The sequence below is a fragment of the Microbacterium sp. 2RAF4 genome (assembly GCF_052115285.1).
Classification (GTDB): Bacteria; Actinomycetota; Actinomycetes; order Actinomycetales; family Microbacteriaceae; genus Microbacterium; species Microbacterium oxydans.
The window spans coordinates 835567-854234 of sequence record NZ_JBFRGI010000001.1 but is presented as its reverse complement, the minus strand read 5'-3'; the positions used below and the strand labels follow the sequence as shown (position 1 = coordinate 854234).

Annotated in this window: 13 protein-coding genes and 1 tRNA gene; 3 read left to right on the top strand and 11 right to left on the bottom strand. The window is 62.5% G+C overall.

Annotated elements, in window-relative coordinates:
* Positions 1–62 precede the first annotated feature (62 nt).
* From AB4070_RS04150 to AB4070_RS04135, 4 genes are read right to left on the bottom strand one after another with little or no spacing between them, the layout of a single operon-like run.
* Complete coding sequence (locus AB4070_RS04150) at positions 63–434, bottom strand: RNA-binding S4 domain-containing protein (RefSeq protein WP_441979000.1); 372 nt, start codon at positions 432–434, stop codon at positions 63–65.
* Positions 434–1159, bottom strand: coding sequence for a lysoplasmalogenase (locus tag AB4070_RS04145; protein WP_441978999.1), 726 nt, complete (start codon positions 1157–1159; stop codon positions 434–436). Before AB4070_RS04145 ends, AB4070_RS04150 begins: the two co-directional genes overlap by 1 nt.
* On the bottom strand, positions 1156–1611 hold the full coding sequence (locus AB4070_RS04140) for a hypothetical protein (RefSeq protein ID WP_441978998.1): 456 nt from the start codon (positions 1609–1611) through the stop codon (positions 1156–1158). Before AB4070_RS04140 ends, AB4070_RS04145 begins: the two co-directional genes overlap by 4 nt.
* A 33-nt stretch (positions 1612–1644) precedes the next feature.
* Entirely contained in the window at positions 1645–2235 is a 591-nt protein-coding gene (locus AB4070_RS04135; protein ID WP_441978997.1) for a GNAT family N-acetyltransferase, read from the bottom strand.
* A 106-nt stretch (positions 2236–2341) separates the two neighbouring features.
* On the opposite strand from AB4070_RS04135, the gene AB4070_RS04130 reads away from it, so the two are divergent.
* A tRNA-Pro gene (locus tag AB4070_RS04130) sits at positions 2342–2415 on the top strand.
* 129 nt (positions 2416–2544) lie between these two features.
* Here AB4070_RS04130 and AB4070_RS04125 read toward each other — a convergent pair.
* The 6 genes from AB4070_RS04125 to AB4070_RS04100 all read right to left on the bottom strand — a co-directional run bounded on the left by AB4070_RS04125 (position 2545) and on the right by AB4070_RS04100 (position 11774).
* Positions 2545–3690 (bottom strand): tyrosine-type recombinase/integrase, encoded by a 1146-nt coding sequence (locus AB4070_RS04125; protein WP_441978996.1) that lies wholly within the window; start codon positions 3688–3690, stop codon positions 2545–2547.
* A gap of 245 nt (positions 3691–3935) precedes the next feature.
* Positions 3936–5123, bottom strand: coding sequence for a hypothetical protein (locus AB4070_RS04120; protein WP_441978995.1), 1188 nt, complete (start codon positions 5121–5123; stop codon positions 3936–3938).
* Between the two features lie 35 nt (positions 5124–5158).
* The gene (locus AB4070_RS04115) at positions 5159–7366 is read right to left on the bottom strand and encodes a KAP family P-loop NTPase fold protein (RefSeq protein ID WP_441978994.1); all 2208 of its coding nucleotides are present in this window, start codon (positions 7364–7366) and stop codon (positions 5159–5161) included.
* A gap of 168 nt (positions 7367–7534) precedes the next feature.
* Positions 7535–8773, bottom strand: a complete 1239-nt coding sequence (locus AB4070_RS04110) for an AlbA family DNA-binding domain-containing protein (RefSeq protein WP_441978993.1) — start codon at positions 8771–8773, stop codon at positions 7535–7537.
* A 47-nt stretch (positions 8774–8820) separates the two neighbouring features.
* Complete coding sequence (locus AB4070_RS04105; protein ID WP_441978992.1) at positions 8821–10608, bottom strand: SIR2 family protein; 1788 nt, start codon at positions 10606–10608, stop codon at positions 8821–8823.
* A gap of 602 nt (positions 10609–11210) precedes the next feature.
* The gene (locus AB4070_RS04100) at positions 11211–11774 is read right to left on the bottom strand and encodes a hypothetical protein (RefSeq protein WP_441978991.1); all 564 of its coding nucleotides are present in this window, start codon (positions 11772–11774) and stop codon (positions 11211–11213) included.
* A gap of 122 nt (positions 11775–11896) precedes the next feature.
* Between AB4070_RS04100 and AB4070_RS04095 the strand changes: the two genes are divergently transcribed.
* Both AB4070_RS04095 and AB4070_RS04090 read left to right on the top strand, forming a co-directional pair.
* On the top strand, positions 11897–15451 hold the full coding sequence (locus AB4070_RS04095; RefSeq protein ID WP_441978990.1) for an SIR2 family protein: 3555 nt from the start codon (positions 11897–11899) through the stop codon (positions 15449–15451).
* 540 nt (positions 15452–15991) lie between these two features.
* Positions 15992–17818, top strand: coding sequence for a DUF4209 domain-containing protein (locus AB4070_RS04090; protein WP_441978989.1), 1827 nt, complete (start codon positions 15992–15994; stop codon positions 17816–17818).
* Between the two features lie 434 nt (positions 17819–18252).
* Here the strand turns inward: AB4070_RS04090 and AB4070_RS04085 are convergent, their stop codons facing one another.
* Complete coding sequence (locus tag AB4070_RS04085; protein ID WP_441978988.1) at positions 18253–18447, bottom strand: hypothetical protein; 195 nt, start codon at positions 18445–18447, stop codon at positions 18253–18255.
* Positions 18448–18668 lie beyond the last annotated feature (221 nt).

The following is an 18668-nucleotide window of genomic DNA, read 5'->3' as shown; positions in this document are numbered from 1 at the left end:
GCACTTAGTTTAGAACAAAGCTTCGAATGTGAGAAGGTGTGGCCGCGATGCATGCCGAGATATCAGCTCGGGAGATCGTCGTTGCGGCCGCGCAGCCGGTCGATGTCGCGTCGCTCGCGCTTGGTCGGTCGACCCGCTCCGCGGTCGCGCACGCCCAGCGCTGCCTGAGGCTCTCGTTCGGGCGTCCGGTCGTCGTAGGCGAGAGAGGCGATGGGAGCGCCGACGCGCTTGACGAGCAGCTGGCGGACGAAGAGGATCCGATCGAACCCGGCGATCCTGATGCGAACCTCGTCGCCCACCCGAATCTGCTGCGCGGCCTTCACCTTGTCTCCGTTCACGCGTACATGCCCCGCGCGGCATGCCGTCGTCGCCGCCGAGCGCGTCTTGTAGACACGGATCGCCCAGAGCCAGCTGTCGATGCGTGCGGCATCCATCAGGAACTCCTCTTCCTCAGTGCTACGAGAGCGCCGGTGACGATCAGTCCCTGTCCGATCGTGTAGGTGAGCATCACGGCGGGGCTGCTCCAGGGCGGTAGGGAATCGGGGAGGAAGAGTCGGAAAGCGAGGATCGTGTCACTCGCGAGGAAGAAGGCCCCTCCGACGGCGATGACGGGATGGCAGCGCGTGGAGAAGGCGGCGGTCCCCGCGAGCACCAGTCCGTAGAGGGCGACGGCGAGGAGAAGGCCGCCGGTGTGCGGACCGAGCACGGCGATCATGGCGACCCACCAGCCGGCGTACACGAGAGCCCACCAGGGCATGCGCCGGGTCGACAGATGACGTGCGAAGAGCAGGATGAAGGCCACGTGGGCGATGCCGAAGAACAGCAGCATCAGGGGCAGCTCGGGGCCGCCGGGGAAGAAAGTTCCGGCTCCGTCGCCGAGCCAGGAGAAGAACACGGCAGCAAGCAGCAGGATCAGCGCGGAGCGCGGAAGGAGGCGTCGCGCGGAGACCACGACCGGAACAGCCAGCAGCGGCATCAGGAGCAGCTTGGTGGGCGCGGCGAGCGGGCTGTCGATCGCCAGCAGGATGACGTGGAGGAGAGACACGACGATGTAGGGAAGGAACGCCGAGGCGAAGAGCACGCGGCGCCGCTGGAGCTCGTCGTCGTGTCGCGGCGCTGACGGGGCCTGCGACCCGTCCCGCATGGCGCTGCTGTTCACGATTCGACGGTGACCTCGACGACGCTGTCATCGATACCGAGATGCACGGCCGGCCAGTATCCCTCGGGGAAGTGCTCGCCGCAGCCGTCGGTCATGTGCAGGACGACCGTGCCGTCGGCGGCCGCCTCGATGGCTTCGACGACGAGGTCTGCGCTGGCCTCGTCGAGCTCAAGACTCTCCGGTTCTCCGGCGCTGAACTTCGTTACGACGGCGTCTGTGGCGATGCGCCGCACGATGTCGAGTCGCTTCACCGTGTCGCGCAGCCGGGGGAGCAGGGGTTCGACCTCGTCAGTGGCTGTGCCTTCCAGCATCAGTTCGAGCTCGGTGCCGTGCACCGAGATCGTGCCGACGAACCAATCGTGTGTCAGCACCGTCCCATCGGTGAGCTCCGAGCGTGCGCGCGTGAACGTGCCGAGCTCGGGATCGTCGATGGTCGGAGTCTCGTTGCTCATGACTTCACGCTAGCGGCTTCTCATCGGTCGCGATCATCCGACGTGATCGAAGGAGAGCGCCACGAGCGTGCGGCCCGGCTTGAGCTCGACCCGTTCGATGAAGCCGGCCGCGAGGAACGTTCCGAGCGTGCCGTGGAAGAGGTCGTTGGAGCGCTGCTTCTCGCCGCGGGTGTCGACGGGATACCCCTCGATGAGGCGAGCCCCGGATTCTCGGGCGTATTCCACCGCCGCACGCAAGAGCTCGAGGTTGAGCCCTCCGCCACGGTGCTCTCGGCGCACCACGAAGCACGTCACCGCCCAGACCGATTCGTCATCGAACGGCTCGGTGCTCGCCGCCGCGATGATGCGTGTGCGAGCAACCCTGGCTTGGCGCGTGCGGGGGCCGATGCGGATCCAGCCGGCAGCCTCGCCGTCGACGTAGGCGATGATCCCCGGAGACGGTCCCTCATCGATCTCGGCGCGGAACATCTCGGTGCGCTGCGGCGTCGTGGTCGCGTTCCAGTCCTTGTTGCTCAGCACCGGCCAGATGCACTGGCAACTGGCGCCGTCTCCGCCGCCCGTGAGCGCATGCTGCACATCATCCCAGCGTGCCGTCGTCGCCAGCTCGGTCGTGATCGTCGCCATGACGCGACGCTACGCGGGGTATCCGACACTCGCAACGCCTCGGTTCGCGGAGGGGGTGCGGATACGGCTAAGATAGGGGAGTTGCCTGCGCGAGAGTGCAGAACAACGGGCTGTGGCGCAGCTTGGTAGCGCACTTGACTGGGGGTCAAGGGGTCGCAGGTTCAAATCCTGTCAGCCCGACCGAAGAGAAAATACCCGATCAGAAGGTATTTTCGAGAGGTCGTTAGATCGGCGTTCACGCCGGTCTTGTACCCAAGATTGTACCCGCTGAACCCCTTGACTCGACATGGTCAAGGGGTTCAGGCGTCTCTAGATGCTCATCGCGGCCTCCCGAAGGTGCTCGTTCATTCGTGCTGCAGCGTTCTGCAACGCTGTGTTGTCAGTGTGAAGGTACGCACGCGTCGTCTCGACCGATGCGTGCCCGAGGATGTCGCTCACGACGTGGATCGGGATGCCGACGTTTGCGAACCAGGTTGCACCCGCATGCCGAAGGTCGTGACGGCGCAACCCTGGCAACCCCAGCGATGCAACCAGCTCGTCCCAGCCGGTTGCGTCACGCAATGCTGCAGTGGTGATGACACCGCCACGCGGCCCGCGCAACAATGGCAGGTTGCGTGCCCGTTGCATCGTGAGTCTGCGCAACACTGGTTCGAGCGGCTCGATGATCGGCACTCGGCGCGCCCGACGGCCCTTCGGTGGCTTGATGGTCAGGCCACCGGCACCGGGGAAGCACTGCCGTTCGATCGTAACGACCTTGCTTGCCCAGTCGACGTCGCCGACGAGGAGCCCGCCTACTTCCGAACTGCGTGCGGCCAGAAATGCACTGAGCATGACGTGGTCGCCGTAGCTTCGATGGATGTCAGCGCAGGCCGCAGCGATCCGCGCGACATCATCGGGCTTAGGAATCAGCTTCGCGCGCGGAAGCTCCGTGTTTGGGCGATAGCGCCTGTCGGCGCGGTCGCGCACGGGATTCCGAGGGATGAGGTCATCGCGCACCGCTTCGTCGAGCACCCGCGTCAGCGCGGCGATCGTGTTCTTGAGCGTGGAGCGGGAATGGGTCGTCTCCCAACTGTCGATGGCTCGGTCGACGAGCCCCGTCGTGACCTCGCGCAGGCGGATGTGGCCCAGTAGGGGAAGAACCCTGAGCCGGACGCCGGCTCGGTATCCGGCTGCGGTCGACGTCGGATCGACACCGCGAAGGAACCGGTCGCCGATCGCATGCGCGTAGTCACTCAGAGTGATGAACGGATCGATGGTACGGTTCGAACTCGCTCGCATGAGTTCGAAGAACTCTCGAGCGGCGATGTCATCATCGACCGTGACAGAGCGACTTCCGCGTTCCCGCGAAAACGGATCAGTCCAGCGAACCCGGGCGCGGATCCGGGAACCGCGGCGGAGGGTGTCGAGGTGGAGGCGAACGCCGAACGGTGGCAAGGGGGCGTGATGAACCGTCATCCGATCGAGGATCTCGCACTGTCGCTGCGGACCTAACGTTCTCTGTGGGCAGGTAGTTATCTGACTGCGTGACACGTGCAGGCGGCCGAGTACCTGCAACTCAGCGAGGGAGAGAAATCCAGGATCACTGCGAGCCGAGCATTCTTACCAGCCGTCGTGATCATGACCGCATGCTGCCGCCAGCCGCAGTGCGCAACTTCACGGTGTTAGACGGGATCGAACTACTTGGTTGGCTAGTTGCGTGTCTACCTCACCGACTTGACGCGGGAGTTCGGCATGAGGAACTCCCGACCTGAAGCATCGACCAATCGCATGGAAGCGCCCCGTAACCGGTCGTCGTACGGCAGCGGCTCGGGTGTCTTGAGGTGGTACTCGCCGTCATTGGGGCCGAGTTCTTCCCAGCTCGTCATAGTCGCGACATCGCCCACGCTCGATGTGATGTCATCAAGGAGCTCAGGAAGGCTGTGGAGCTTTGCGACAACGCTGGTGTCGTGCCGTGTGCTGGCGCCGGTGCGGCGTAGAAGATCGGCCGCATCCTTGTCGGTGACGACGACGTGACAATAGGGGATGGCAAGGCTGAGTGCGTCGATATCTCGAAGCATGTTCCAAGACCAGCTCCGTCCCTTGTTCCGGAAGAGCAGCGCTTTCATATCCGCGGAAATCCGGGCTGTGGGGACACGTTCCATGAACGCGACGGCATTCGCGCGGCTCGCCATACCGGTTCTGCCACCGGTGATCATCGACAGCGTAAGCCGGTACTCCGCAAAAATGTCGTTGAGCAGATCGGTGTACTCGTGATAGATCTCGCGTGCCATCACAAGGGCGCGTAGCTCGTCCGCATCGGGGCTGCGGTCGGCAAGCTGCTCTGAGAGCCACTGCTCGTACTCGACGCGACTGCCGGGACGGTTCTCGAGGTCGCGAGGGGCGACGTATCCGAGATCAAAGAGACCCGGTAGATCGTCGGGCAAAGGCCCGGTGAACACTGCAGCCTCGGCGTACTCGTTGAGATGTCGCAGGCGCGTCCTGTCGACATCGATCACCTGCCCTTCATCGTTCACGACTTTGAAGAAGGCCTGCACACCGCTGAACGCCCAATGGACGCCAACGCCGAGGACCTTGGGTCGCGGCGGGCGGAATGCGGGGCGTCCGAGCGTCTCGTGAAGCGCAGCAAGGAACTGATGTCGCATGAGCACGGGCTGCGCCCGGATCGTTTGCATGAGCGAGATCGGCGCGACCACATCGGTCAGGTCCTTCCGCTGCCGCCAGTCCAGGATGCGCGCGGTTTCCTCGTAGTGGGTCGCTGACAGCGGAAAGTGGACGCCCTTCGCGGCAGCGGCGCGTACTGCATCCAGAACTCGCTGATCCTCATTGTGCTGGGGGCGTCCGACGTTGGCGCGAGCGAGTCGAATCCATACCCACTGATCGAGGTACACGGCTGGACGTGAGAGCTTCAACCCAACTTTGGACACTACTCGTCACCCTGTTTCGGTGTCGAGGAGTCTCGGTCGAGCTGCAGACGAGTCAGGGACGACAAGGCGACAGCTCGTCGATTCTCAGGGTTGTCTTCGAGTCTCCTGCGGTCGGCTTCTTCAAGCAGCGGGCCTGGGAGCAGGCCTCTGAGGGCATGCAGGACCGCATCCACGCCGAACAAGCGATCGACGATCTGCAGATCCAGATTGCCGAGAGTCCAGGGCGCGCCAGGCACGCCCATGATTCGCTGTCGGGACACGAATCTGGCGACCACATCGAGGCGTGGCCATTTGCCAGGGTCGATGCGTGCCCGCAACCACGACCTTGCTCCGTCAAGATCGATGATCTGCCAATCCCAGATCAGTGACCAGAGCTCCGCAGGGACGTTGAAGATTTCATCCTCGTTGTAGTGGCTGAGCGTCGCTCGCACGGCGGAGCTGTACTGGTGTTTGGCGCTCTCGAAGGCTGTTAGTCGATCCCACGATGGGCGTCTCTCAGCTTCTTGGGCAGCGTGCGAGATGAGATAGGACGCGAGAGAAAGCCCGCCCTCAGTGTGAGCGAGAGTCGTGATGGCAACAGCAGGCTCGTTGGCTGGCAAGAGCAGATAGATCTGCTGCGCGATCCATCGTGACTGAATGTCCGGCGTCAGCATCCCGTCGTCGTCCGGGAGCTCTTTGCGGTGCTTCGCGATCCAGCGCAAGAGTTCGACGCCGCCGGCCCGCTCGTTTTCAAAGGCGTGGAGTATCTTGCTGAGCGCGAGATTTAGGTTACTGACGTCGTCGGCGATCCTGCCCTCGATCAGTGCCAGCTCTGTGCCGTGCTCGCCTGCGCGCAGCTGTCGATATGCGTTGGTCGCGTCGGCGTCGGACACATCCTCCGGAGGGACTCCGAAGGCGAAGTAGCGATCGAAATAGTCGGGATGATGAACACGACCGGCCGTCGGCTGCCGCCTCGAGTGGTCGGGATCTTCCCGAGTCCAGTGAGCCTTGAACCGGGGGAAAAGAAGCCCGACCATGTCGGCCACGCCCTCCATGTGGATGAGGGACACTCGTGCCATCTCTAGCCGGATTCGCCAGTAATCGCGAGATCTCTCCTTGTCGGGCTTGCTGAACAAGTCGGCCGTCTCAATGTTCCTGACTTCGCCGAGTAGCGCCGAACGTTCTCTTGCGAGCAAGTCGTACACCAGCGGCTCCGCGGTACGGAGCCACGTCAGCACGAGGAAGTCCACCACGTCGACTTCGGCATGGACGGCATCGAGAAACGCATCCACCTGGCTGAAGTATCGCTTCACCGCTCGCGGCGTGGCGAGACGGTCGCGAAGATGCCCGAGAAATGCATGCGCGAGGCGCCTTCGGGCCGCACTGTCCAACGCGAAGTCCAGCCGCTGCTGAAGTTCCGACAGCTCCTGCTCGATCCACTTATCGAGCTGCCCCTGCCGGACAGGTGGCAGGTCCAACCGCACTTGGATCATCTTCTCCAGGTAGTCGACGCCGCGTCGGGAGTCGAGGCCGACCAAACCGGTCCTGCTAAGGCTGTCGAGCAGCGTGTCCTCGTCGTAGGCGACGAGATAGTAAACGTGAGGCAGTCGTCCCACCAACCGGATGAGCTTGAGCGTCAGGAGGAGCTCATCGGGTGCAAGGCGATCAAGGTCATCGAGAACCATCAGGACTGGCCGATCGAGGTCACGTAGCGAGTCCTCGAGCTTGGTTCGAGTCTTCGCGAGGCTCTGATCCGGCGAGATGAAGTCGCTGAGCGCCTGCATTGACTTGGAAGCATCGATCCCGCCGAACAGGGTCGCGATCGAGGTGAGTGGAGCGACAGCCCTGCCGAAGGTGGCCAGGGATTGGCGAACCGCATCCACCTTGCTTCCCCGTGACGGGAGAGCAGCACTCAGCTCGCGGAAGAAACCGGCCTGGAGTGTATCGAGGTCCTGGAAGAACCAGGGGTTGAAGTCGGCGATGATCCAGCCGGATGATGCGTGCTCGTTCTTTGCCCTGAGCGAAGACTTGATCATATTGAGCGCGCTGCTCTTGCCGGATCCCCACGGGCCTACGAGCGCAACAACCGAAGACGCCTCGGACGCTGCCACTGCCTTCAGGATCGAAACGGCTGAAGATACGAAGTGGTGCCGTCCAAGGTGGTCAGCGGCGACATCATTGCCTGCCAGCGGGTCGTCGTCGAGATCGCGTGCGGAGAGTTGGGTCACGTTCCTATGTTGTCGGAAGGCACCGACATCTCCGACTGTCGAGAGCGCGACTCTTTCGTCGTTACCGAAACCAAGGCGGTGCGCTCACACGGTGGTCGGGGTTACTGCTCAGACGGTCGATTCGTTTGCCCCGTTTATCTGCTGCCTCAACTCTGGCGACTACGCGTCCTAGCTCGGAGGGGCTGACACAACGTGGAGATGTGTGATCCCGCCCTGGTTTACACAGTCCTCCGCGAGTCGGTACACGTCTTCGTGGAAAGCGTCGGCAGGGCCGGTGGCATTAATGGTCGTTCGGACTGGTGTGTACTTTCGTAGGGGAGTGGAGGTGCCATCGTAGGTCTGACCGCTCCAATCGACGGTCAGGATCTGAAGCGCTTCTCTTCCGCCCCATTCGATACCAACACGCACTTCGTACTCTTCGACAGAACGAACCTCAGCTGTTGCGCGAACCAAGGCACTGAAGTCAGCTACGCAACACTCGATTCCGTGACTTTCGACCTGCCATCCATGGTGGAATCCATCCGTGCTCATTCGATGTCCGCCGACTGCCGCTGCGAGCATGACGGACCCGTCATGATGAATTTCTGCCCAAGCTTCCTTCCAGATCTCTCGTTCACCTGTCGCAGCATTCACGGCGCCCCATCGACGAAGGCCCGGCCGAGGGTTGAGCGCTTCCATGCTCTCGAACGGATGGACTCCGTTCCGAGTCGAGTAGGTCAGGGTGATCGCTTCTGCACGGCTGAAAATGTTGCTCGCCTGTGCGCGGTCAGGGCGTGACGTGAGATCCGGGATGCGTGGATGCGCAATTGCTACTAGCCATGCTCGCTTTTCGCTATCCCGTCCCGCTGCCGCTTCCTCGTAGAGCGAGTCCACGGCATCCGATGTCCGTCGTCGTTCGTCGAAGCGTGCCCGGTACATCGTCTCGATCTGACGCTCCTTCATCCATGTCGTATCGGCATCGTTGCGGATGGGCGCCCCGAACAGGTCGTTCTTGTAGATCAAGTGTGGTCCATCGACGCTTGCAGGCACCTCGACCGCCACAGCACGGACATCCGTCCCCAAGCGATGAATGATCAACCCGAAGATCGGCGGCGAGATGGCGGTGACTGCGGCGCTCCGGTATGCGCGCTCATACCGCTCGGTGAAGTCCCCGGCGTCCTTCCTCCCAGTCGCAGCCTTCTCCACCTCTTCGACCCCGTACACGATCATCCCGCCACCACTGTTCGCCATTGCTGCGATGTCCTTCGGGATGTCCGTCTGCGAGATCCCATTCACCGGGGGGAGCTCTGACTTCCAATCCAGGTCGTCAGTCTCCGCGATGCCGGCGCTGATCGCTGCGTCGAGGATGTCGTCAGTGAACGGGCCCGGCGCCAATCCCAGCGCTCGATGCAGCGGAGTAAAGGTCATGCGCTAAGACTATTGGCCGAGCAGCACAAGGGTCCGAGGGGAGTGGCTTACCAGCGCTTGTAGCGGCTGATCACCTCACGATGCCTTTCAACGACATCGTTAAGCTGATCAGTCCCGCCTAGGAAGTGGGACCACGGTTGCGATCGCGATCGGTCTATCTGCCTTCGGAACGTCGCCTCAACCAGGGGAACCCCGTCGAACCCCCACGCTCGTTCGCCCACATATTCACCGCTGATGGCTCGTAGGAAGATGTTGGGCGTCAGCTGCTCCTGGACCAGACCCAAGCGGTACTCGAAGCCGTGATAGGCCGCCCGGTAGTCGTCAAAGGCGGGATATGTCTCTTTGAAGTACCGCCAGAGATCGGTCACGAACATGTGGCTCGCAGGATAAGTCCATCGAGTCCCCTCCCACCTCGGGAGCGCGTTCACCCAATCATCGCTTGTGAGCCGGTGGTAGTGCAGGAGATGCGCCGCGGGGAACACATGCTCCTCGCCAGGTCGCGGACGCCCCTCCACTTCCGTCGCAAGTCGGATGAGCAGACCTTCGCGGTCTCGCCGCATCGCAGTCATTCCGCAGATGGCAAGCGCGGCAAATGCGGGCAACAGCCGCGCTGGATAGAGAGCGTCATTCCATCCCTGGGAAGGGACAGCCGTTCCGGCATCGACCAGCCGCTGCAGGACATCGACCCAGAGCTGATCGTGCGCCCCTTCGGGATCATGCCATACGCCAGCCTCCAGCAGCGGTGCGAGCTGCTCTATTGATGAGAAGTAACCCTCATAGGTGTCCTGGAGGTCCTGCCACTGCAGCGGGCCATCCGAGTTGATGGGTGAGGCGGCAATGTGTTCGACCACCGTGTCCACCTGACGCATGACGAGGTCGTGCAGATCGATTCGTCTGACGGGGTCCGCGAGATACCGCTTGAGTCGCGCGAGCGCCAGCGCAGCAGACAATGGTGGTGCTGAGAGCCGATCAAGCGCGTCGATATCTCCCGCAAGCTCGGAGAAGAACTCATCTGCGCTCGACGCTGGCATGATGGTGCCCGATCGAGCCGCAAGGAGGCGTTGGGCGTTGTCTCCCTTGCTGCTGCGCGCGTCCCAGTAGAGCGGGTACCGGCGGTTCGGAGTTCGTTCAAGTGCGGAGACGAGGGCCGTATCCCAGTCCGCTGACCAACCTGAGACGATGATCCCGTACTCGTCGAAGACTTGGCTGAGAAGGGCGTTCCACTCCGCTGGGTAGGAGTTGAGTTCGTCAGGGGTATTACGGCTGCCGAGGTCCTTATAGTCGCCGTGGAGTTTGATGATTGTGGCGGGGGAGTGAACAAGTGGTGCCATGCCGTTGACGGCCTCGGGGCGGGCGATCACCTGCGGCGTCACTCCCTGTGCTTCGAGGGCACGCTCCATGAGCCGGTCGAAGTTCGTTGTGATGATGACCCGTACCAGCCCGTTCTTCACCAGCTTGGCCAGCGATTCGTGCGCCTTGGTCGGCTGCTTGAGTCCCTCCTCCCGTTCGTCCTCATCGGGTTCGAAGAAGTCGGCGAGGAGACCTTGACGCGCGGCGGCCGTTGGCGCGAGCTGTTCCAAGAGCGTCGAGTAGCCGAGTTTGCCCTCCGCATTCTCGGCCCACCAGGCTTCGGGGTCACCCCACGCAGTGTCCACCGCTGATGAGTCTCCGCCATCCGCGGCAGCAATCCGCCGCACCAACTCGCGAACGACACCCCAGCCGGTTGGGATGCCGGCAGCTGTCGAAACCCCCGAGCCGAGGAGGACAGCGTACACGCCGGGTTGAGCGTGCATCGATGTCGCCAGCGATACGAGTGGGGATAGCGTGGTTGACATGTGACCTCCAATGCACAGTATGGCAACAAGGTGGGACAACGACTCGAGAAACGCATTGTCAGGAACTGGTGCGCGCCCTTCCGAATGACGGTTCGGGAGGGGGGCGCGGATTCTTGGCATCCGTGACACTCATCTGCGGTGTTCTCTAGTCGTAAGAGATGAAGACCAATTTGACGACTGCTCGCTCACTCAGCCATAGATCGTCGCGCGCGTACGTCAGGCCGTCGATGGTTCGGGGGCAGAGTGGGGACGGACCACGGGCACATCAGCGCCACTGACGGTGCTGTCGCGGCCGACTGCGCGCAAAGAGCGGCCCTTGCCAAGTTCTTTCCGCCGCCACAGTTGTCTTTGGTTGCGCTGCTACAGCGGGCTCGGGGGCAGCGGCGCTCATCGAGTTGGCATCGGGCAGTCAGCAATACTGGGTCAAGCCGCTGAACCGCATCGCAGCCCGGTCATTCAGGTAAACCAGCCTTGAAATCATCGGGGGCGGTCTCGCGCGAGTTTCGAAGGGTCTCTGACACCAGCGCCCGGTATCTGGGGCGTCCGGGTGTCACCAATCTCGAACACTGTCTGGAAGTGTTGGTGCTTGCGACGGATGCTGCTTAGCGAGCTGAGCGAGCTCGTGCGAACATCGGCGCAACGCCTTGTACCCAGCCGGGGACGTCGAGCGCGTCTTGGCCGATGATCTCGATTGGGCTGTTGTTGACGAACCAGTACCACGCTTGGTCTAGCGGTACCCACAGCGGTCGACCGCAGACGTGACCCTTGTACCACTCAGCGCGTCGCTTGAAAGCGGGCGCGGTAGTTGTGAGATCTGCCCAGACCCAGTGAGTGAGGTCGGCGAAGTCGTATAGCAGACCTCGAAACGGGCTCGAATCGTCGACACGCTTCGCACGATGGGTCTTCTCTCCGCGGATGAAGAGAAGCCCGCCGACCTTTTCGCCGGACTCTTGAGCTAGCAGACCATCTTGTGCCAGCAGCTTGTCGTGCGAGCCTGCGGCCAGCCGATTCGTCTCGAATAGGTCGTAGACCGCATCGAGCGCCCAGTTGACCGCCACAGAGACCGCATCGGAGTCGGTCGTGTGTCGGAGGTCGCCGACCAGGCCCGAAGCCCACTCGAGCGAGCGCAGGCGGACGCGGTAGATATCGCCGAGTGGCGTGTCCATGAACTCGACGCTGGCTCGTCTCGGATCGACAGATCGAGTCCTTCGGATCAGGGAACGGAAGATACTGCTGCACTTCATTCACACCCGGTGAGATGATCAGACGAGTGACCTTAGGGAGATGTGTGACGACAGAGTGGCAGTCCGACGGGATCGCGGTGCCTGCCGAGCTTGAACGTGCGCTTGAGACAGACACGCTTGTGCTGTTCTGCGGTGCGGGAATCTCCGCAGCTCCTCCGTCCTCTTTGCCTGGGTTTCAAGGCTTGGTCGAGGCGGTGGCCCGCGAGCTCGGCCGCTCGGACCTGCTCCCCGAAGACCCTGATGCCCCTGTTCAGTTCGATGCCGTCATGGGGGAACTCAACGAGCTCCAACACGATGTGCATGCGCGCGTGAGCGCCCGCCTCAGGGGTACGACACAACCGAACTCGTACCACACGGACCTCATTCAGATCTCCCAGAGCCATGCCCGAACTCCGAGGATCGTCACAACCAACTTCGATTTGCTCTTCGAGCACGGTGCTCAAGAGCTCGGCGTATCCCTCCCCATACACACGGCTCCAGCCTTGCCCCTAGGGAACGACTTCAGCGGCATAGTTCACCTGCACGGAACGATCGACCCTTCAAGCGGTCAACGGATGGTCGTAACGGACGCCGATTTCGGGCAGGCATACATCACAGAGGGCTGGGCTACGCAGTTCCTCACGCGCATGTTCGAGCGATACGTCACGCTCTTCGTCGGCTACAGCGCCGACGACACCGTGATGCGCTACCTCGCACGGGCTTTACCAGCGGACGGAAAGACTCGATTCGCGTTCATGGAGACCGAACAAGCGGACACGATGGCGGCTAGATGGGATCGACTTGGTGCCACCCCCATTGCATATCCCTCTCCGCAAGATGCCCGGCATGCTTCCCTTAAACTCTTCATCGAGAACTGGCGGAAGCGCCTCACCGCCACTCCTGCTGAACGATTCGACCGCGTTCAATCGCTACTTTCAGCTGGGCCAGATAACTCTGACGTGCCAGAACATGAACTTCTCTGGTTGATGGGCGACACGGAGCACGCACGGCACTTTCGAAACGACGCGGACGCAGCAGCCTGGATCCCGCGACTGGACGGACTCAGCGTGCTCGACGAACTCTTCGACGCCTCTGCACCCGATTCCGACCAGAACTACGGGTGGGCGCAATGGGCGGTTGGCTCGTTCCTGACGGACCACGGAGCTGCGCTACTCATGGCAGCGGCTCGACATGGTGGGCGATTAGCAAAAGCGCTTTGGTTCCACGTTTGGTTGCAACTCTATGAGGGCTATCAGCCCATCGAGCAGCACAGACAGTGGCTGCTGCTGCTCGCTGCCGATCAGTCGTCTCGCGACGATGAGCGTTTGTCCGGGCTGCTCCACCAGGTAGCCGAGAAGGATCCTCCGGCCGCAGAAGTCTTGCTACATCACATGCTGATCCCGCGGCTGCAGTTCCGTCCTCACAGAGGCTGGCTTGGTGAACAGGACGCGCTCGACACCGACATGGTTCTCACGTGGCGGCAATCGTCGATCCGCGACGCGTGGCCAACATTGCTGCCAAGCCTCAAGGATCCTGACCATTTGCTCTCGGAGGTACTCGACCTGATACGAGGAGCTGAGTCGACAGACGCCCTTTTCAGCGGGCGTGAACGTCGCCACTCGCTGTCTACTCGTCGCCAGAAAGTGGACGGGGTCGAGGAGTACGGTCGCGACGACCCCTACGTGCTTGTCGTGGATATCGCTCGCGACCTTCTCCGTGAGTTCGTGCGGCGCGAGGGCACCGACAGAGCGCTCCAGCTCCTGAAGAGTTCATCCGAGTTGATCCGTCGTCTCGCAATCGATGCTCTCGCCGAAGCACACAGCGGGGACGCGGACACGATGTTGAGCCTTCTCATTGAACGCGGCCTGATCTTCGACATTCGATACAAACCCGAGGTATTCCGGCTGCTGAAGTCGATGTACCGGCACGCGACGCTGGACGCCAAGGTGGAGCTGTTGGCGCACATCGAGCAAACCGATGCACGCGACAGCGGAAACGACATTCGGGACTACGAGCGCTACAACGTACTGGCGTGGCTCAGTGCAGATCAGGCGGATGAGGATCCGGTGCACGAAGTGTTGAGCGCGGCAGAGGCGGCACACCCCGACTATGGTCCACGGGAGCACCCCGACCTCGACTTCTGGGTCAGCGTTGGGGCGTTCGAGGAGTCCACCTCCGAAGCCGAAGGACTATTCCGCGGCAAATTGGTCGGCGACGTGGCTGCGGTGCTCGCGAACGATTCAGCGCTAGACGATGCATACGACAACGGGCCGATCCTGCGGGAGCTGCGCGATTTTCTCGACCACGAGCCTGGTCACGAGTTGGACCTGCTGGACGAATTCCTCGCTCAGAATCTATCGTCGGCGGCTGCATGGACTGTGGTGCTGCAAAGCGCCGTGCGGTCGGGATCCGCATGGCAGGCGGAGCCCCTCCTGGCGCGGCTCACGCAACTCGCATCAACTATCAACGACATCGCCTATGGAGTCGTATTCTCAATCACGCGACCGTCGAACGAACTCGACAAGCCCCTCGAGAACGCTCTAGAACGATGCCGACTCCTACTGGGCATATGGCGAAACGTCAGCGTCGAGGCATCGGAGGAGCCTCCAACCGATCCATCTGAAGCACACTCCACGGCCCGCGGTGCGCTCGCGTATGCATACGTCGAGACCGCGCTGCGGGCGACCCAGGAGGAGGGACACCCCGTAGTCGACGCCGAGCTGCTGGCGGGCTTCGATGAACTCTTGGTGGCACAGGACATTGAGTCCGCCGATCCCAGTCCGATGATGCTGGCCCGGTACGCCGGACATATTGTCGATATGGCTGAGGAATGGTCTGATCGCAATCTGCAACCATTCCTGGCCTCAATCGACGATTCTCCTCGTTCGCGAAGCCTCTGGGCCGGAGTTCTAGCAGCCAACTACTTCACCCGCTCCCTGATGACGCGCACGCGAGACGCGCTTCGGATCGGATGGCCGGAGATCGCCCGCTCGCTCCCCGGCTCCGTAGAAGCTTTCATCAAGGTCCACGCGGCGCAGTTCGCGTTCTACACGCCGGCAGGCGAGCACACCTGGGCCGACCCGTTCATCGCTTCTGCACCCGTGACCACCCGTGCGCGCTGGATTCGATCAGTCGCCAGGCATCTTGACGGCAACGATCCAGCGTTCCAAGACCTGCTTTTCGAACTCTGGCAACACAGACTCGACAACCAACCACCGCTGCACGGTGCAGAACAGCGTGCGCTCCTGGACTGGCTGATCCTCCCCAACATTGATCTCGACCGCGCCGTAGACCTGTTCACTCGCGGACCCGCTGTGGCATCCGACGAGCGAGGGTTCGACTACTACGGCCTTGACGACTTCCCTCGGGATAACAACACCGCCCTGCTCAAGGTAGGACTGCATCTCCTGGCGGGGCGAACAAGCCTGCCGCCCTTCCTTACCCTTCTCGTAAAGGCCGCCACGGAGGCGAGCGAACAGGACGCCGAACTCGCGAAAGAAGTATGGAATCGGCTACTTAGCCTGGGTTACAAGCCGGCGCGAGAGCGTCTCGGAACCCGCTTCGGTCTGAACGGTCTTGATGGGTCGACTGGTGAAGCGATCGTGGCTGTCGGTGAGTAGACCACGTCGGAGCCGTGAGTCGCAGCCGACCACGATGCATTTTTCAGCGGCATCAGCCAGCGGCCATGACCGCACTAAGGCGACACGACACGACACGCGTTGGCAAGCGGACCGGGGGCGATATGCTTCGCGAGCATGAGCAAGCGACGCAAAGCGGCACTGGTAGTGCATCTAATCTGGGCGGTTGCAGGGATCGCGAGGCCGATCACGAACCGCGATACCTCGACATCTCCAGGCGTCGCGCTCGGATCGTCCCCGCCGCGTTTCGGAACACCCGGATCGGTGGCTACGGTGCTCATTCCAGAACCTGCGCTCTCGCGCTCACCGCCATTACCGGACCACCTGGATGAACGGTGAACTCGGCAGTCCGATTCGCGGCCCTAATTGTCACCGTGATCTCGTGCCTCGAGTCCGGACGATAACGCGGCGGGCTCGAGGAGGCTCGTGGTGTTGTGTTCGGCGAGGCCGGTCTCGGCGAGACGACAGGCGGACCAGGCAAGATCTCCCGCTGATGTCAGCTGCCACGCATAACCTAGACTCATGACCGCGGCCCACGACTCTCGCTGGCAGGATGCTGCGCGCCACCCTGACTTGCAGGTTGCGCTCGCCGAAGATGACACTGGGACGCTTCTTATGGGCAGTCCTCTCCGGGCTATCGCAGATGACGCCGATTTCGACGACGATGTCCGTTACGTTGCAGGTCTCCTTTCTACAGTCGCCTGGTTCACGCCGAACGGAAATGACTGGACCAACCCCTACGGTCCTTTCGCTACGTTCGGCGACCGGCGGAGTCCCATTCCTGCAGACTTCGCGGAGGCGGACTACGCGGTGCTAGCTGAGGTCGCCGAGCTGATCCCCAGCCTCATCCTTCGAAGTCGCGTCCTTGACGTCGTTGCAATCGGTGGTGACCCTGCGCTTCGCCCGACTCGGCATGCTGCGCAGCTGCAGGCGCTGACCGACCACGGGGTGACGAGCGAGGCGATGACCCATGCCGCAGAGCAGTGGGACCGCGGACTTGCTGTCGGCGTCCGCTTCCGCGGCGTTGCGTCGGCGCAGCTCGACGAAATCGAACGCCAACTCGTCGAAGCCGCGACCACATCCTCCGACGGAGGCCTCGCGGTTCGCGCGGCACGGCTGCTCGGCGACCATCGGCTTGGACGCCAGCATGCGGCGACGATCGCGGCACACCTTGCTGAACATGCCGGAGGCATCGAGTCAATCGCCGCTCAGCACACTCTGGAGGTCGCGGCCGAGTGGTATGGCCGTGCGGGCGATTCAGCGGGGGCTGAGGAGGCGACGTACGCAATCGTTCAGCGACTGATTGCTGAGGCCAATGCTTCTGAGGCGTTCCGCGCGTCCATCCACTTGGAGATTGCGCTCAAGATTCTCCGCACGCTGCCTCGCACAGCCCGCGAGCGTCTTGGCGTGGCCGACCTGCCAACCGAACTCGCCCGCCGGATCCGGGAGAGCGGCGCTGCAGCGATCGGTCAGATGAAAGTGTTCACCACAGAGGCTGGCGATCTCGGCGACCATGTCGCTGAGTTGCTTGCCGCAATTCGTAGCGATGACCCAGTGGAGTCCGTCCGGCGTTTCGCCGACATACAGCCCTTCGCAAGTGTGTCGACGGCTCGGACGGACGCGGAGCAGCGCGAGCGGCAGTCCCCCGTCTCATTCTTAGCAGCGCGGCGGACTCTCAGCCCCGACGGACGCACCGTGTACCGCTCGCCTGCGAGTGACGACGCCACGATCTATGGGGAGAAGGCGGCGACCTGGGAAGGGATGATCCGGCACTATCAGCTGCGGGTCAATCTTCTGGGCGGCATCGTGCTGCCGAGGGCTTGGAGACAGCTATCCACCGATCACCGGCTTCACATCGGCGACTTCCAAGCCCTTGCTGCTGGCAGTGCCATTGTGCCGAGCACACATGAGGGGGTCTTTGCGCGTGGGCTCCACTACGGGTACAGCGGGGACTTCGGAGCCGCGGTGCACCTCCTCGTGCCCGCAATCGAAGCGCTCGTTCGACTGCATCTCGCGAACGCCGGGGAGCGCACGAGCGCTATCAGTGCCGACGGCAACGAGAACGAGATCGGCCTCTCCGCGCTCATGGAGAATGAGCGGGTCGTTGATATTTTCGGAGAGGATGTTGCGTTCGAACTTCGTGCACTTCTGTGCGGACCGATCGGCCCTAACCTTCGCAACGAAGTCGCACACGGACTGATCGGCGACACGGTGTTCTCCTCAGGTATCAGCGTCTACCTTTGGTGGCTCACGCTCAAGCTCGTCTTCATGCCTTATTGGAACGCACTGCACGATCCAGAGGCGGCTGAAGCACGCGAGCCGGCCGTTCCGGAACGCGATTCGGATTAGGCTCACCGGGCGAGAGGCCGGTCCGTTCAGTCCGTCTATCTCAGTGCGCGCCGTTGTCGAGAGCCGGGACCAAACCGGGACCAAAGCCATGGAATGCATGCAAGGCATGACATGAAATGACGTCGTTTGAGGCGCAGAGATACCCGGGAAATCAAGGAATCGACCTAAACGGGATACCTGGGGGTCAAGGGGTCGCAGGTTCAAATCCTGTCAGCCCGACCGCAAAGCCCCGGAGAACCGCGATGACTCGAGGATCTCCGGGGCTTTTTTCTGCTCAGAATCAGATCGCGCAGCTCGCCGAGTCCGAGCGCCTCCGCGAGACGCCGTCCGACGGTGCAGATCACCTCGTCCACGCGGTTCGGCCAGGGGCGCGCACACGTGTTCAGGGCATCGGCTGTGCGAGCTTCTCGCGGAACGCCGCCGAGATCGGTGATTCAGCGTCGGCGGCGCTTCGAGCGAATGGTCATCCACTGGGACAGAACGAGGAGCACCATCCCCGCAGCGGTGAACCACAGGCCCGGAGTTCCTATCCCGACGAGGAGCAGCACGACGCAGAGCACTCCCAGCGCGCCACCGATAACCATCAACACGATGTTCACCCGGGTGTCGTCGCGGTCGATGTCGGCCATCCGACCACCCTCGCACCGCGAAGGGCGAATGTCCACGGCCCAGCTCGCCATTGGCGGGCCGACATAAGAGGAGAGCGGCGACGACGGTGACCAGCGGCGCTCGATGGGAGAGCGGCAACGGGCAGAAAGTCCGTACGTACCACTCCCGACAGCGACGGCGCACTGACCTCGGCTAGGTGAGAAGGCCGAGGCGGCGGAATGAGACCGCTGAACAACTCATG